The organism is Streptococcus oralis (assembly GCF_024399415.1).
Lineage (GTDB): Bacteria > Bacillota > Bacilli > Lactobacillales > Streptococcaceae > Streptococcus > Streptococcus oralis_CS.
Genome location: NZ_CP029257.1, coordinates 1064059 through 1077672, shown reverse-complemented (window position 1 = coordinate 1077672; position 13614 = coordinate 1064059). Strand labels below are relative to the sequence as shown.

Sequence of the window (13614 nt, the reverse complement as noted above, 5' to 3'; positions counted from 1 at the left end):
TATTGTACAATTATCTTGTAAATGTCCTACATTGATATAGTAACAATATTACTACATTCTAGTTAAGGAGAATAAAATGAACATTCGCTTCGATTTTAAGAAAGTTCAAATTATTGCGCGCCGTTTAGTTACACTGTTAGCTATTCTCTTTTTGTGTGCTCCGATAAGTCTGTTAAATGCTGATTCTACTACAGAACCTCAGACAACCCTTCATAAAACAATTACTCCGATATCAGGACAGGATGACAAGTATGAGTTGTCATTGGATATCACGTCCAAACTGGGAACGGAGACCCAAACGGATCCCTTGGATGTTGTTTTAGTAGCAGACCTCTCAGGAAGTATGCAGAATCAGGATGTCCAATCTTTTGATGGACGGACGATCAGTCGGATTGACGCATTGAAAAATACTCTAAAAGGAACAAATGGTCGTAAGGGCTTAATTGATACCATTCTATCCAATTCTAATAACCGTTTATCTATGGTAGGATTTGGTGGGAAAATTGACAATAAAAAGAATGATCAGTATTGGGATGGAAATAAATGGAGACTTTTTAGACCATACTGGCCCTATGAACGGATGACAAAATACTATGATGGTATATCCCCATGGGATGATGCTAACACGATTTTAGGATGGAGTAACAATGCTCGTGCTGCTAAAACAGCGGTATACAACATGAGTATTGCAGGAGGTAATTCCATTGGTACTGAGTCAGGTATTGGTACCGGGACCAATATTGGGGCTGGATTAACCTTGGCCAACCAGTTAATGGGAAGTGCAAGATCTAATGCTAAGAAAGTCGTTATTTTGCTTTCAGATGGCTTTGCGAATATGGTCTACGATGCCAATGGTTACACTATATATAACTACAATAACGAGGATCCTAATATCGAAACAGCTCCCCAGTGGTTTTGGGATAGATTAAATAATAATCTAAATAGTCTATCATATAGCTTGGCTCCAACACTTGATGGTTTCTATTCAATTAAATTTCGTTATTCAAACAATGTCGACAGTATTACCAGTCTGCAATATTATATGAGGCAACATAATGCCTCCATTCCAAATGAAATATTCTCTGCAAATGATGAAGACCAGTTACAAGACAGTTTCAAAGATATCACTGATAAGATTCTGCCACTGGGAATCCACCACGTGACCATCAAGGATGTTCTTTCTAAGTATGTCCAGCTATTACCGAACGGATCGTCAGAGTTTCGTGTAGTGAAAGAAAAGGATGGTAGCAGTGAAACATTAACCGAAGAGCAAGTAACTTTTGATACCAAGACAACGGCAGAAGGATTAGTGGAAGTTACGGCTAACTTTTCTCCGAATTATTCCTTAGAAGATGGAGCTAGATATGTCCTCAAATTCACTGTTACATCTAGTCAAGATGCTCTGGATGCCATTGCAGGTGATAAAAAACTAGAGGCTGGTGATGCTGAAGGTTCTGATGTCAATAAACTCTATTCCAATAAAGGTGCCAGTGTCACCTATTCCTATGGAATAGGCACCTCCCAAACCAAGACCAAAGAATACTCTGACAACCCAACCTTTAAGCCTTCGGATCCATTAACGGTTCCGGTGGAAGTTGAATGGCAAGGTGTGACGGGTGCGAGAACTGTCATTACAGCTGATCAACCGAGTAATGTTGAACTGAAACTGGTTCAAAAGAACAAGAACGGAGGTTCTGATAATCAAGACTATCGAAAGACAAATGTGAATGTTAGTAAAAACGTATCTAATGAAACGAGGAACTTTGAAAAAGTTGCCAAAGGATATCAATACGATTTAATTGCACCGGACGTCCCAGCCTTTACCAAAGAAATAAAAAATGTTGGTACAGAAACTAAACCATCCTTCAAGGTAATCTATAAACAATTGCCAAGTCTGACGATTAAGAAAGTGTTGGAAGCTGAAAGTAACTTGAACAAAGAGTTTAGGATTAAGGTAAAACTAACCTCTCCTGATTCTACGCCATTGAATGGAACTTTTGGCGAGATAACTGTTGTGAATGGAGAAGCGGAGATCCGTGTCGAAAAACGAAAGCGTTGGAAAGGTATCCTAAGCTATCTTCCTCGGGGAACCCATTACAAGGTTGAAGAAGAAGCAGCATCAACAAATGGTTACCACGTTACGTATGAGAATCAAGAGGGCGATCTGAATAAAGACGAGACCAGCACTGTTACGAATCACAAGCTTCCAAGTTTATCAGTCACAAAAAAAGTTACAGGCGTATTTGCAAATCTATTAAAATCCTTCAAGATTACCATTAACATTAGGGATGCTCAGAATAGTCCACTGAATGGGACCTATAATGCAACGGTGAATAATAAAAGAACCCCTCTACAATTTACGAATGGTCGAGCGTCTATAGATCTCAACAAAGATCAAACCATAAAAATTGATGGACTTCCACTCGATAGTCACTACACTATTGAAGAGGAATCAAACTCTTCTCGTGGATATCAGGTATCTTATGAAAATCAAGAAGGCAAACTGGATGGGGATAAGTCCGCGACAGTCACGAATAATAAGAATAATGTACCTGAAACCGGAGTTGACTTCCTCAGCAGTACACTCGTGTTAGGAATAATCCTTCCTCTAGGAGGAATCTTCTTTACAATCCTACTCGGATATCTAGTGGTACATAGGAGAAAATAATGCTACTTAAAAAGAAACATAAGAAAACAGTAACACAAGTCAATCGGGATAAGTCTCCGCCGAGTGTATGGGGAGATATCCTCTACTTAGTCAGTAAGCTTCTGATGGTTGGGTTTGTACTGGCCACCCTTTACTTTTTTGTCTTTGGACTATTGAGATACAATGACGATGGCATGAAGCCAGCCTTGAAAGATGGCGATTTGGTTGTCTACTATAGGTTGGATAAACGTTATTCGATTGGTGATCTGCTCGTCTATAGTTATAAGGGCAAGGAAAGAGTGGCGCGTGTCATAGCAACCGAAGGAAGTACGATCGATATAAACGAAAATGGTCTCATCATCAACGGTTCTCCTCAACAAGAGCAGGATATCTACAAAGAAACGCTGCTCTATAAGGAAGGGGCTACCTTCCCAATGAAAGTCCCAGCAGGACAACTCTTTGTCCTCGGAGACAATCGAACAACGGCTGTAGATAGCCGTGCTTTTGGAACCATTCCTATACAGGATACCCATGGCAAGGTGGTAACAGTCCTAAGGCGACGGGGCTTTTGATGATAATTTATGAAAAAAGAAATTTAAAAATAAAAGGAATAATCATGAAAAAAACATTTTTGAAAAAATTAGTTACTGCAAGTATTGCAGCTGTAACCGCCTTGTCGGTCTTTAGAGGAGTGCCAACATTTGCAGATGATAATGATGTGGCAACTGCCAAAGCAACTGGTGAAACAAGTGCAAAAGTTTCTATTAATAAGGTGTTGAATATTGCGGAAGGAATTACAACACCTGAAGCAACTTTTACATTTACTTTCACCCCTAAAACTGGTACATCATCAAATGGTGCACCTTATGAAACGATTGATTCTTCTAATGGTCAAATTACAGATAAAAATGTATCTTATTCTGGAACAGACGTTTTAGCAACTGGCCAAACTAACATTAAGAAAGAAACCGGCGATATTTTTAGAGAAGTGAACTATACACATGCTGGTGAATATGTCTATACTGTTGCTGAAAAACAAAATGTTGGTTGGAATGTTATTCAAAAAAATGGTTCACCTATTGATTTTATGACATATGATAATCGCAACTATGAAATGCACGTTATTGTTAAGAACAAAACTACAGGAGGAACATATATTTCTTCTGTGTATTTTAAACAAGTATCCCCAAGTGTGAATGGTAAAGTAAAACCATCTGAAAGTGGAACTACTTACAAATATGATCTTTTCACTAACATCTATCGTAAAAATGCTGGTAAAATTACAGATCCAAATGAACCAAACCCTAATAAACCAAATGTTTCAAAAGTTGACCCAAATGCTAAATCTTTAGTAATTAAAAAAGTTGTATCAGGTGCTACTGCAGATAAATCAAAAGATTTTACTTTCAAGCTTACTTTCACAAAAGCATCTACAGAAACTTCACAATCAATCACTGGTAAAATCGGTGAAACCTCAAAAACATTTGTCTATGGTCAAGAAACGACTATAACACTACGTCACGATCAATCTTTGGCGTTTGACACAATTCCTGCTGGTACTCGTTATAAATTGGTTGAAACTGGATCTCAAGGTTACACAGCTTCAGCTGCATATAAGGAGAACGGAGCATCAAAAAATCAAGCTGGTACAGTTTCTACAAATTTCACTCAAGATAGTATCCTTATTGGTGAAAAACCAAACGATAACACTATCACAAATAGCTTACCAGACGTTACCCCTACTGGTCTTTTGATTGACAACCTTCCTTTCATCTTGATGATTGGTCTTGGTTTGGCTGGATTTGTTGTTTTGTCTAAAAAACGCAGACAAGCTTAGGCAACTGGTTTGAATTATGAAAATCAAGCGTGAGAAACCAAAAAGGAGTTTGTCTAGGCGTCTGGTCCTTGCTGTAGATGCATTGATGAATCATATCCTGCTCCTCTTGGCTGCCTTAGTCTTTCTCTTTGGTTTCTACGCCCTTTGGGATGCCAATCAGGTTTATTCTCAGGCTTCATCAAGTGAGTATGAGGCTTATAGACCTGTTAGTACCAGTGAGAAGGATGAGCTTGCTAGTTTTTCTGGCTTTCACAAGCTACAGCAAGTCAATCCAGAGGTTCTCGGTTGGATCAATGTCTATGGCACCAATATCGACTATCCCTTAGTCCAAGCCAAAGACAATGAAAAATACCTGAACAAGGATTCCAAGGGAGAATTTGTAGCTACAGGGGCTATTTTCCTTGAGGCTCGAAATGAATCCAAGTTCGAAGACTTTAATACCATCATCTACGGTCACCATGTAGAAAATGGGGTTATGTTTGGAGATGTAGCAAAGTTTTCTGATAAGGAATTTTTTGACCAGCATCGCTACGGCAGTATTTACTATAATGGCGTTGAAAAAGGTCTTGAAATCTTTGAAATGCTCGAGGTGGACGCCTATGACTTTAACATCTACGATCCAGGTATTAATGGGGATGATCGGCGCCAAGAATATATCGATCACTTACTCTCGGTTGCCATTCACAAACGAGACATTACACTGGGGCCAAATGACCATATCATCCTTCTCAGTACCTGTTTCCTAGACGTAACAAATGGGAGACATATCGTAGTTGCCAAGATTACGGATACGGTTCCAAAGAACACCTTCCATACGAAAAAATCAAAACCATTCCCATACAGTGTCTTTGATGATTCGTCGCTCGGACGATTTCTCTCATCGATTCCTTTGTGGATATGGTACATCATCTTGTTTATCTTGCTCTTGCTATTGATCTTCTTGCTCATCATCCTCAACTTGATCTTGCGTCGTAGAAGAGAAGCAAAGGAAGAAGAAGCAGATACCATTACTGACTAAACTACCAATAAAAGAGAAAGGGACAGCCTCTCTTGCTCTTTTATTTTCAAGGCTAGAAAGGAGAAAGAAGGAAATATGAAAACAAATACGAGTCGCAAAATTATAAAGGTCATTCTCTCCCTCTTTCTAGCTTTTTTCTGCCTTTTTACAGCTGATAGAGCTCTTGCGAGCGACTACGATCATTATAATCCCATTGAAAAGGATGCCAGCAGTACGGGCTTTGAAACCTTGCAGCATCTCAACAAGGATGTTTGTGGTTGGATTAGCCTCGATGGGACCAAGGTAGACTATCCCCTCTTGCAGAGTCAGGACAATGTCAAATACCTTGACCGAAATGCCTTTGGTGATTATACTGTGTCAGGTTCTATATTCCTAGACTATCGTTTCAATCCCAACTTTACTGACTTTAACACCATCATCTATGGTCACTCCATGGCTTCTGGAGCTATGTTTGGGGAGATCCAAAAATTTGCGGATCAAGATTTTTTTGAAAAGCATCGCTATGGCTCTATCTACTACAATGGTCGAGAACGTGGTCTGGAGATTTTTGGGATTTTAGAAGTGGATGCCTATGACACGGAGATTTACCGAACTTTGAGTTCCAACGATGAGGAACACCAGGCCTACTATCAATATCTGCTAAGTAAAGCCAAGTACAAGCGAGATGTCTCCTTGACCTCAACGGACAAGATTGTTTTGTTAAGCACCTGTTTCCTTACTATTACCAACGGACGACATATCCTCTTAGCTAAAATAACGGATGCGCCAGTAAAAGCAGTCCAGGATAAAAGTGGAGAAGCTGTAGGAACACGCTATTTTGACCAAGGGCTACCAACGCATTGGATTTATATCCTTGCCTTTCTACTCCTTATTATCGTCCTCTTACTTCTTATTATCATCATCCTAATCATGAGACGAGATAGAAAGACAAAAGAACAAAAGAAATAGTAGACGTCGGAAGCGTTTACTATTTTTGTCTTTCGTGATAGAATGGATAGTGAAAATAATATCATAAGGATAATAACATGAAAAAAGCAATATTAATGATGACCTTTGGATCTCCAGAGGAGATTAGTTTTGAAGGAGTAGCAGAATTCTTTACAAACATTCGTCGTGGAGTTAGACCCCAAGACCACGAGATTCAGACTCTCTATGACAACTATGTCCTTATCGGTGGGACGCCCTTGCAGCGGATTACACGTGAGGAGGTTGATTTAGTCAAGGAACGTTTAGGCGAGGAGTACGGTATCTACTTTGCCAACAAATTTTCTCGTCCCTTTATTCCAGACGTGATCAAGCAGATGGAAGCTGATGGTGTTGAAGAATGTATCTGCTTGATTTTGGAACCTCATTATTCTTTTTACTCAGTCATGGGGTATGAAAAGTTTCTGGAAAGCCAGCAGATCCGATTTTTAGTCATTAAGGACTGGTATCAACAGCAGCCTTTGTTGGACTTTTGGACAGATGAGATTAGAAAAATTTTACGAAACCATGTGGGAGAAGAATCTTTCAAGGTAATCTTTTCAGCCCACAGTGTTCCCATTTTTGCCTTGGACTATGGAGATCCATATATCGATCAGATTTTCGATAATAGCAAGCTAATCGCTGAACAACTCGGCCTAATGACAGACCACTATACCAATACTTGGCAGAGCGAAAGCGATATTGGAATCCCTTGGATCAAGCCAGATGTTTTAGAATATTTACGAGAACAAAAGCAACATCCCGAGCATTATATTTTTGTCCCGATTAGTTTTATCAGTGAGCACATCGAAGTCCTGTTTGACAACGATGTAGAATGTTATGAGTTGTGTCAAGAATTAGATGTCACCTACCATCGTCCACCTATGCCCAATACGGATAGCCGTTTAATTGACGCATTAGTTGCTACTGTAAGAGCGAATGAAGACAAAGAATTTAAAGCTTTTCTCCCAGAAGAAGAAACTTTTGATGAGTTAGCTCCTTCGGCAACTACTAAGGACATCATGGAGGAGACAGACGACCTTCAGATGCCAGAATTTGTCAAAAAGCTCATTGAGAAAAAAGGCCGTGAAAATGTGAAGATGCCGTACTTAATTAAGAAAATGCTCGAAAAGGCTGGGAAATTACCAAAAGAGTAAAGAAAAAAGGATTTAGCTTTAAGCTAGATCCTTTATCTGTTTTATTTTTTCTCAAGAAGAGCTTTGATTTCTTGAAGAACTTCAAGTTCAGTTGGAGCAGCAGGTGCTTCCTCAACCACTTCCTCTTTCTTACGAAGGTTTTGAGCTTTTTCAATACCTTTGATAACGAAGAAGAGAACTGTACCCACAACAAGGAAGTTGATAACAGCGCTTAAGAATTTACCATATGTAACACCATTCCATGCAAGCTCAGCGATGTTTTGTACTTTCGCAGCTTCCAAAGCTGGGTTCAATAGAAGTGGAGTGATGATATCGTTAACAAATGAAGTAACGATAGCACCAAATGCAGAGGCAATGATCACACCGACAGCAAGGTCAACAACATTACCACGAAGCAAAAATGCTTTAAGATCCTTTAACATTTTCATAAATTCCTTTCCTAATTTTCTGATTTATTATATCCTAAATTGTGACAAAAAGCAACTTGAACGCTCAAAGTGGTCAGTTGCCCCCTTTAAAAATATAGATTTTGCTGAAAATATAGTTTAAAATGATGATCAAGATTTGTGCTAGAATAGTTTCAATCGTATTAACCCTATCTATATTAAATTCGACAAACTGGCCAATAATATCAGGGAAAGTTGTAACAAAGATATAAGTTAAAAGAAGGTCCAGTCCAAGAGTAGAGAGACGAGCTAAGAAAAACTTAGCTAGGCGAGTTAGCCAATTCCTTCTCTCTTGTTTAAAGACAATTGTATCATTTGTGAGAAAGGCAAAGAGAATCCCGATAATATTTGCGAGGGCAGTTGCGAGGATTTCCTGGTGGCTGATATGGTAAATAACCAAACGTGATACAATAGAAATCAAAGTCGTAGCACCACCGAAAAATAGGTAGGAGAGAATCTCGTTATCAAAGAAAGCTTTTATTAGTCTTTTCATGATTTTAGTATAGCATAAAGCGGGCTAATGTGCTATACTAGTAAGGTTGATTCAATCAACCCTTGGTGCTTAGCTTCTTTCACCAAGCATATTTTACGCGGGAAACCGCTAAAGGAGAAAACATGAAAAAATTAACTGTTCGTGACATGGCAGACATCGCTATCGTTGCTGCGATCTATGTAGTTTTGACTATTACGCCACCAATCAATGTTCTTAGTTTTGGGGCGTATCAGTTCCGTATTTCAGAAATGTTGAATTTCTTGGCCTTTTACAACCCTAAATATATCATCGGTGTGACAATTGGATGTATGATTGCTAATTTATTTAGTAGTTTTGGCCTAATAGATGTCTTTGTCGGTGGAGGTTCTACCCTGGTATTCCTTAGTCTAGGTGTATGGCTCTTTGCAAAATACAGCAAAGATTACCTCTTTAACGGATTGATTCGAAAAGATCATTTCTTCTTTTCAATCCTCTTCTCTATTTCAATGATCACCATTGCAGCTGAACTTCATATCTTGACAGAAGCTCCCTTCTTGTTCACATGGTTCTCTACTGGAATTGGTGAGTTTGCATCACTTATCGTAGGTGCGATTTTGATTGGTAAATTGGGACAGCGAATCGATCTAACAAAATAAGAAGTTTATAAGCTAGATTCTTGATAAATCTAGCTTTTTTCATTCCATAAAATTAAAAGAGAGCGCTTGACAAGAACATAGAACTATAGTATACTTTTTAGGTAAGCTGATTTAGCTCAGTTGGCAGAGCGCATCCATGGTAAGGATGAGGTCGCCGGTTCAATCCCGGCAATTAGCATGATAGAAACAAAGTTACCTTGGGAGACCAAGGTTTTTCTTATCTACCTGTATAAATGAAGCAAAGAGTTTTGTCTGTTGACAAAAGTGACTCTATCTAGTAGAATAGTAGATGCGATGAGTCGATAGGCAGTCTTCGGACTGCTATTGAGCATAAGGAGGTCATAACGCAGGAGCGGACCTTGATGAGTTGTGTGAACCTGCTCATCACATGAAGATGCCTCTTAGTCCCTGGTCAATGACTAGGGATTTTTAATTTTCAGAAAATATAACCCAAAAATGCTTTTCAATTTCTTGAAAAAGTAGTATAATACATCTATTATAGAAATTTTTAGAAAATTCCGAAAGAGGTTATTTATGGGATATACAGTTGCTGTAGTTGGCGCGACAGGTGCTGTCGGAGCTCAGATGATAAAAATGTTGGAAGAATCAACACTTCCAATCGATAAAATTCGTTACCTTGCTTCTGCACGTTCAGCAGGCAAGACTTTGAAATTTAAAGACCAAGATATTACGATTGAAGAAACAACTGAGACAGCTTTTGAGGGTGTTGATATTGCACTCTTCTCAGCAGGTGGTTCGACATCAGCTAAGTATGCACCATACGCAGTTCAAGCTGGAGCGGTAGTAGTAGATAACACATCTTATTTCCGTCAAAATCCAGATGTTCCTTTGGTTGTTCCAGAGGTCAATGCTCATGCACTTGATGCCCACAACGGGATTATTGCCTGCCCTAACTGTTCAACAATCCAAATGATGGTGGCTCTTGAGCCAGTTCGTCAAAAATGGGGCTTGGACCGTATCATCGTTTCAACTTACCAAGCGGTTTCAGGTGCTGGTATGGGAGCGATTCTTGAAACACAACGTGAACTTCGTGAAGTCTTGAATGACGGTGTGAATCCTCGTGATTTGCATGCAGAAATCTTGCCTTCAGGTGGTGACAAGAAACACTATCCTATCGCCTTTAACGCTCTTCCACAAATCGATGTCTTCACGGACAATGATTACACTTACGAAGAGATGAAGATGACCAAGGAAACGAAGAAAATCATGGAAGATGACAGCATCGCAGTGTCTGCAACATGTGTGCGTATTCCCGTCTTGTCAGCTCACTCTGAGTCTGTTTACATTGAAACAAAAGAAGTGGCCCCAATCGAAGAAGTGAAAGCAGCTATCGCAGCCTTTCCAGGTGCAGTTCTTGAAGATGATGTAGCTCATCAAATCTATCCGCAAGCCATCAATGCAGTTGGTTCACGTGATACCTTTGTTGGTCGTATCCGTAAAGACTTGGATGCTGAAAAAGGAATCCACATGTGGGTTGTTTCAGATAACCTTCTCAAAGGTGCTGCCTGGAACTCAGTTCAGATCGCAGAAACGCTTCACGAACGTGGATTGGTTCGTCCAACAGCTGAGTTGAAATTTGAATTAAAATAGTCATATCGTTTAGGAGTTCAGATGAACTCCTTCTTTGAAATAGAGAGGTGTTTCTCATGTCTTATCAAGATTTAAAAGAGTGTAAAATCATCACAGCCTTTATTACCCCTTTCCATGAGGATGGTTCCATCAACTTTGATGCCATTCCAGCCTTGATTGAGCATTTATTGGCCCATCACACAGACGGCATTCTCCTAGCTGGAACAACTGCTGAGAGTCCAACTTTGACTCACGATGAAGAGTTGGAACTCTTTGCAGCTGTACAAAAGATTGTTAATGGACGTGTTCCTTTGATTGCGGGTGTAGGTACCAATGATACACGTGACTCGATTGAGTTTGTCAAAGAAGTAGCAGAATTTGGCGGTTTCGCTGCTGGACTTGCTATCGTACCATACTACAACAAACCTTCTCAAGAAGGAATGTATCAGCACTTTAAAGCGATTGCAGATGCTTCTGACTTACCTATTATCATCTATAACATTCCAGGGCGTGTAGTTGTTGAATTAACTCCAGAAACCTTGCTTCGTTTGGCTGACCATCCAAATATCATCGGTGTTAAAGAATGTACCAGCTTGGCCAATATGGCTTACTTGATTGAGCACAAGCCAGAAGAATTCTTGATTTATACAGGTGAAGATGGAGATGCCTTCCATGCCATGAACCTTGGTGCGGATGGGGTTATTTCTGTTGCCTCCCATACAAATGGAGATGAGATGCACGAGATGCTCACTGCCATTGCAGAAAGCGATATGAAGAAAGCAGCAGCTATTCAACGTAAATTCATTCCTAAGGTCAACGCCCTCTTCTCTTATCCAAGTCCTGCTCCAGTTAAGGCTGTTTTGAACTATATGGGATTTGAAGCTGGACCAACTCGATTACCTCTAGTTCCAGCACCAGAAGAAGATGCTAAACGCATCATCAAGGTTGTTGTAGATGGTGACTACGAAGCAACTAAGGCAACCGTAACAGGTGTCCTTAGACCAGATTACTAATGAAGACAATAAAATCCATGATTGAAAGAACGATCATGGATTTTTCTTATTTTCCTAAACAGAATTGGCTAAAGAGTTGGGTGATGAGTTCATCTGGTGCTGCATCTCCAGTGATTTCTCCTAGGATTTCCCAAGTACGGGTCAAGTCAACTTGCAACAAATCAACTGGCATACCCAGCTCAAGACCTTCATTAACTGCTTGTAGGCTTTCAACGGCCTTTTCAATCAAGGAAATATGACGGGCATTTGACAAGTAAGTAGCATCTTGCTCGACCAAACCAGCATTTTCAAAGAAGAGATCGTTAATACGCTCTTCGATCTTATCAATGTTTTGGTTTTTAAGAACTGAAATACGGATGACATCTTCAGGTAGTTCCGAAGTTTCAATCGCTTCAGGAAGATCCGTTTTATTAAGTAGAATAATGCGGTTGGTATCTTGGCTGATTTCTAAGAGTTGGCGATCTTGGGCGGTCAGTGGTTCACTGGCATTTAGTACTAGTAGTACCAAGTCAGCTTCCTTGAGGGCTTTTCTAGAACGTTCGACACCGATTTGTTCCACGATGTCATCTGTTTCCCGAATACCAGCTGTATCAATCAATTTGAGAGGAACACCATTGATGTTGACGTATTCTTCGATGACATCACGGGTAGTACCAGCGATGTCTGTAACGATGGCCTTTTCTTCACGCAGGAGGTTGTTGAGCAGGCTCGATTTCCCAACGTTGGGACGACCGATGATGGCAGTTGAAATTCCCTCACGGAGGATTTTACCTCGACGTGCTGTCCTAAGGAGATTAGTTAGCAATTGCTCAAACTCCATAGTTTTCTCACGGACAACAGCAGTAGTAGCTTCCTCAACATCATCATACTCAGGATAGTCGATATTGACCTCGACTTGGGCAAGTGTATTGAGGATTTCTTGGCGGGTATTATTAATGAGGTCAGAAAGGGAGCCGTCCAATTGCTTAACTGCAATATTCATAGCCTTGTCTGTCTTGGCGCGGATGATGTCCATCACCGCCTCAGCCTGTGTCAAATCTACACGACCGTTTAGAAAGGCGCGCTTGGTAAATTCACCAGGTTCAGCCAATCGAGCTCCTTCACGGATAGCTAACTGGAGAATCTCATTGGTGACGGCAATCCCACCGTGGGTGTTAATCTCGATAATGTCCTCGCGAGTGAAGGTCTTTGGAGATTTCATAGCTCCAATCATAACCTCGTCCATGACCTTACCAGTCAAAGGATCAATAATATGCCCGTAGTTAAGAGTATGGCTGGTAACCTTACTCAAATCCTTGCCTTTAAAAATCTTTTGCGCAATAGCAAAACTATCTGTTCCGCTCAAACGGACAATACCAATGGCCCCTTCACCTAGTGGAGTAGAGATAGCAGCGATGGTATCAAATTCACGTGTAATCATACTAATTCCTTTTGTATTTCTTTTCTTAGGATATGTATCCAAACATCTCTTCAAATTGTAACAAATTTAGGTTATTTCTTCAATGGAAGCTACTTAAAGATTGAAAAAGCCTAAGCAAATTTGCTTAAGCTTGCTTATTTGGTACGCATTTCACCTTGAGGGAAATAGGTTCCTTCAGGCATGTCGTTGATAATGACATGAACAGCAGACTGAGGTGCTCCTGTGTTGCGGACAACTGCTTCAGTAACCTCCTTAGCAAGAGCTTTCTTTTGCTCGAGCGTGCGACCTTCAAATAAATCGATGCGTACAAATGGCATAATGGTTTCCTCCGTGGATTCTTTATTTCTTTATATTTTACCATATTTTGCCATTTAAAGCTTCAGAAAATTATGATA

13 protein-coding genes, 1 tRNA gene and 1 riboswitch are annotated in these 13614 nt (G+C 40.0%); of the genes, 10 read left to right on the top strand and 4 right to left on the bottom strand.

What is annotated here, in order from left to right; translation table 11 throughout:
* Positions 1-76: 76 nt before the first annotated feature.
* The 6 genes from pitA (at position 77) to hemH (ending at position 7622) form a co-directional block, all read left to right on the top strand.
* Entirely contained in the window at positions 77-2668 is a 2592-nt protein-coding gene (gene pitA, locus DG474_RS05330; protein ID WP_255777599.1) for a PI-2 pilus tip adhesin PitA, read from the top strand.
* A complete protein-coding gene (gene sipA / locus DG474_RS05325; RefSeq protein ID WP_000924790.1) occupies positions 2668-3219 on the top strand; it encodes a PI-2 pilus system signal peptidase SipA in 552 nt (183 codons plus the stop codon). The genes pitA and sipA overlap by 1 nt, the downstream gene beginning before the upstream one ends.
* The gene (locus DG474_RS05320) at positions 3219-4484 is read left to right on the top strand and encodes a DUF7601 domain-containing protein (RefSeq protein ID WP_304665016.1); all 1266 of its coding nucleotides are present in this window, start codon (positions 3219-3221) and stop codon (positions 4482-4484) included. The genes sipA and DG474_RS05320 overlap by 1 nt, the downstream gene beginning before the upstream one ends.
* A 16-nt stretch (positions 4485-4500) precedes the next feature.
* Positions 4501-5502 (top strand): PI-2 pilus system class B sortase SrtG1, encoded by a 1002-nt coding sequence (gene srtG1 / locus DG474_RS05315; protein WP_255777597.1) that lies wholly within the window; start codon positions 4501-4503, stop codon positions 5500-5502.
* Positions 5503-5577: 75 nt separating this feature from the next.
* Entirely contained in the window at positions 5578-6450 is an 873-nt protein-coding gene (gene srtG2 / locus DG474_RS05310) for a PI-2 pilus system class B sortase SrtG2 (protein WP_255777596.1), read from the top strand.
* Between the two features lie 77 nt (positions 6451-6527).
* The gene (gene hemH, locus DG474_RS05305) at positions 6528-7622 is read left to right on the top strand and encodes a ferrochelatase (RefSeq protein WP_002882395.1); all 1095 of its coding nucleotides are present in this window, start codon (positions 6528-6530) and stop codon (positions 7620-7622) included.
* Between the two features lie 41 nt (positions 7623-7663).
* Here hemH and mscL read toward each other — a convergent pair whose 3' ends face one another.
* Positions 7664-8044, bottom strand: a complete 381-nt coding sequence (gene mscL / locus DG474_RS05300) for a large conductance mechanosensitive channel protein MscL (protein ID WP_025170998.1) — start codon at positions 8042-8044, stop codon at positions 7664-7666.
* 79 nt (positions 8045-8123) lie between these two features.
* Positions 8124-8561, bottom strand: a complete 438-nt coding sequence (locus DG474_RS05295; RefSeq protein WP_255777594.1) for a GtrA family protein — start codon at positions 8559-8561, stop codon at positions 8124-8126.
* Between the two features lie 28 nt (positions 8562-8589).
* Positions 8590-8686: riboswitch (PreQ1 riboswitch) on the top strand.
* On the opposite strand from DG474_RS05295, the gene DG474_RS05290 reads away from it, so the two are divergent.
* The 4 genes from DG474_RS05290 to dapA all read left to right on the top strand — a co-directional run bounded on the left by DG474_RS05290 (position 8684) and on the right by dapA (position 11799).
* Complete coding sequence (locus tag DG474_RS05290; RefSeq protein ID WP_255777593.1) at positions 8684-9196, top strand: QueT transporter family protein; 513 nt, start codon at positions 8684-8686, stop codon at positions 9194-9196. (Overlaps the previous riboswitch by 3 nt.)
* A gap of 105 nt (positions 9197-9301) precedes the next feature.
* Positions 9302-9374: transfer RNA gene (locus DG474_RS05285), tRNA-Thr, on the top strand.
* Between the two features lie 356 nt (positions 9375-9730).
* Entirely contained in the window at positions 9731-10807 is a 1077-nt protein-coding gene (locus DG474_RS05280; RefSeq protein WP_000542494.1) for an aspartate-semialdehyde dehydrogenase, read from the top strand.
* 56 nt (positions 10808-10863) lie between these two features.
* Complete coding sequence (gene dapA / locus DG474_RS05275; protein WP_255777592.1) at positions 10864-11799, top strand: 4-hydroxy-tetrahydrodipicolinate synthase; 936 nt, start codon at positions 10864-10866, stop codon at positions 11797-11799.
* A 46-nt stretch (positions 11800-11845) separates the two neighbouring features.
* Here dapA and mnmE read toward each other — a convergent pair whose 3' ends face one another.
* Both mnmE and DG474_RS05265 read right to left on the bottom strand, forming a co-directional pair.
* Entirely contained in the window at positions 11846-13219 is a 1374-nt protein-coding gene (gene mnmE, locus DG474_RS05270; RefSeq protein ID WP_049505773.1) for a tRNA uridine-5-carboxymethylaminomethyl(34) synthesis GTPase MnmE, read from the bottom strand.
* Positions 13220-13353: 134 nt separating this feature from the next.
* Positions 13354-13536: a 4-oxalocrotonate tautomerase gene (locus DG474_RS05265; RefSeq protein WP_001117401.1), complete on the bottom strand. Its 183-nt coding sequence runs from the start codon at positions 13534-13536 to the stop codon at positions 13354-13356.
* Positions 13537-13614: the final 78 nt, after the last annotated feature.

Coding starts and splice junctions, on each gene's coding strand:
- DG474_RS05265 (WP_001117401.1), bottom strand. CDS start 13,536: ATGCCATTTGTACGCATCGATTTATTTGAAGGTCGCACGCTCGAGCAA.
- dapA (WP_255777592.1), top strand. CDS start 10,864: ATGTCTTATCAAGATTTAAAAGAGTGTAAAATCATCACAGCCTTTATT.
- DG474_RS05295 (WP_255777594.1), bottom strand. CDS start 8,561: ATGAAAAGACTAATAAAAGCTTTCTTTGATAACGAGATTCTCTCCTAC.
- DG474_RS05320 (WP_304665016.1), top strand. CDS start 3,219: ATGATAATTTATGAAAAAAGAAATTTAAAAATAAAAGGAATAATCATG.
- hemH (WP_002882395.1), top strand. CDS start 6,528: ATGAAAAAAGCAATATTAATGATGACCTTTGGATCTCCAGAGGAGATT.
- sipA (WP_000924790.1), top strand. CDS start 2,668: ATGCTACTTAAAAAGAAACATAAGAAAACAGTAACACAAGTCAATCGG.
- srtG1 (WP_255777597.1), top strand. CDS start 4,501: ATGAAAATCAAGCGTGAGAAACCAAAAAGGAGTTTGTCTAGGCGTCTG.
- DG474_RS05290 (WP_255777593.1), top strand. CDS start 8,684: ATGAAAAAATTAACTGTTCGTGACATGGCAGACATCGCTATCGTTGCT.
- srtG2 (WP_255777596.1), top strand. CDS start 5,578: ATGAAAACAAATACGAGTCGCAAAATTATAAAGGTCATTCTCTCCCTC.
- pitA (WP_255777599.1), top strand. CDS start 77: ATGAACATTCGCTTCGATTTTAAGAAAGTTCAAATTATTGCGCGCCGT.
- mnmE (WP_049505773.1), bottom strand. CDS start 13,219: ATGATTACACGTGAATTTGATACCATCGCTGCTATCTCTACTCCACTA.
- mscL (WP_025170998.1), bottom strand. CDS start 8,044: ATGTTAAAGGATCTTAAAGCATTTTTGCTTCGTGGTAATGTTGTTGAC.
- DG474_RS05280 (WP_000542494.1), top strand. CDS start 9,731: ATGGGATATACAGTTGCTGTAGTTGGCGCGACAGGTGCTGTCGGAGCT.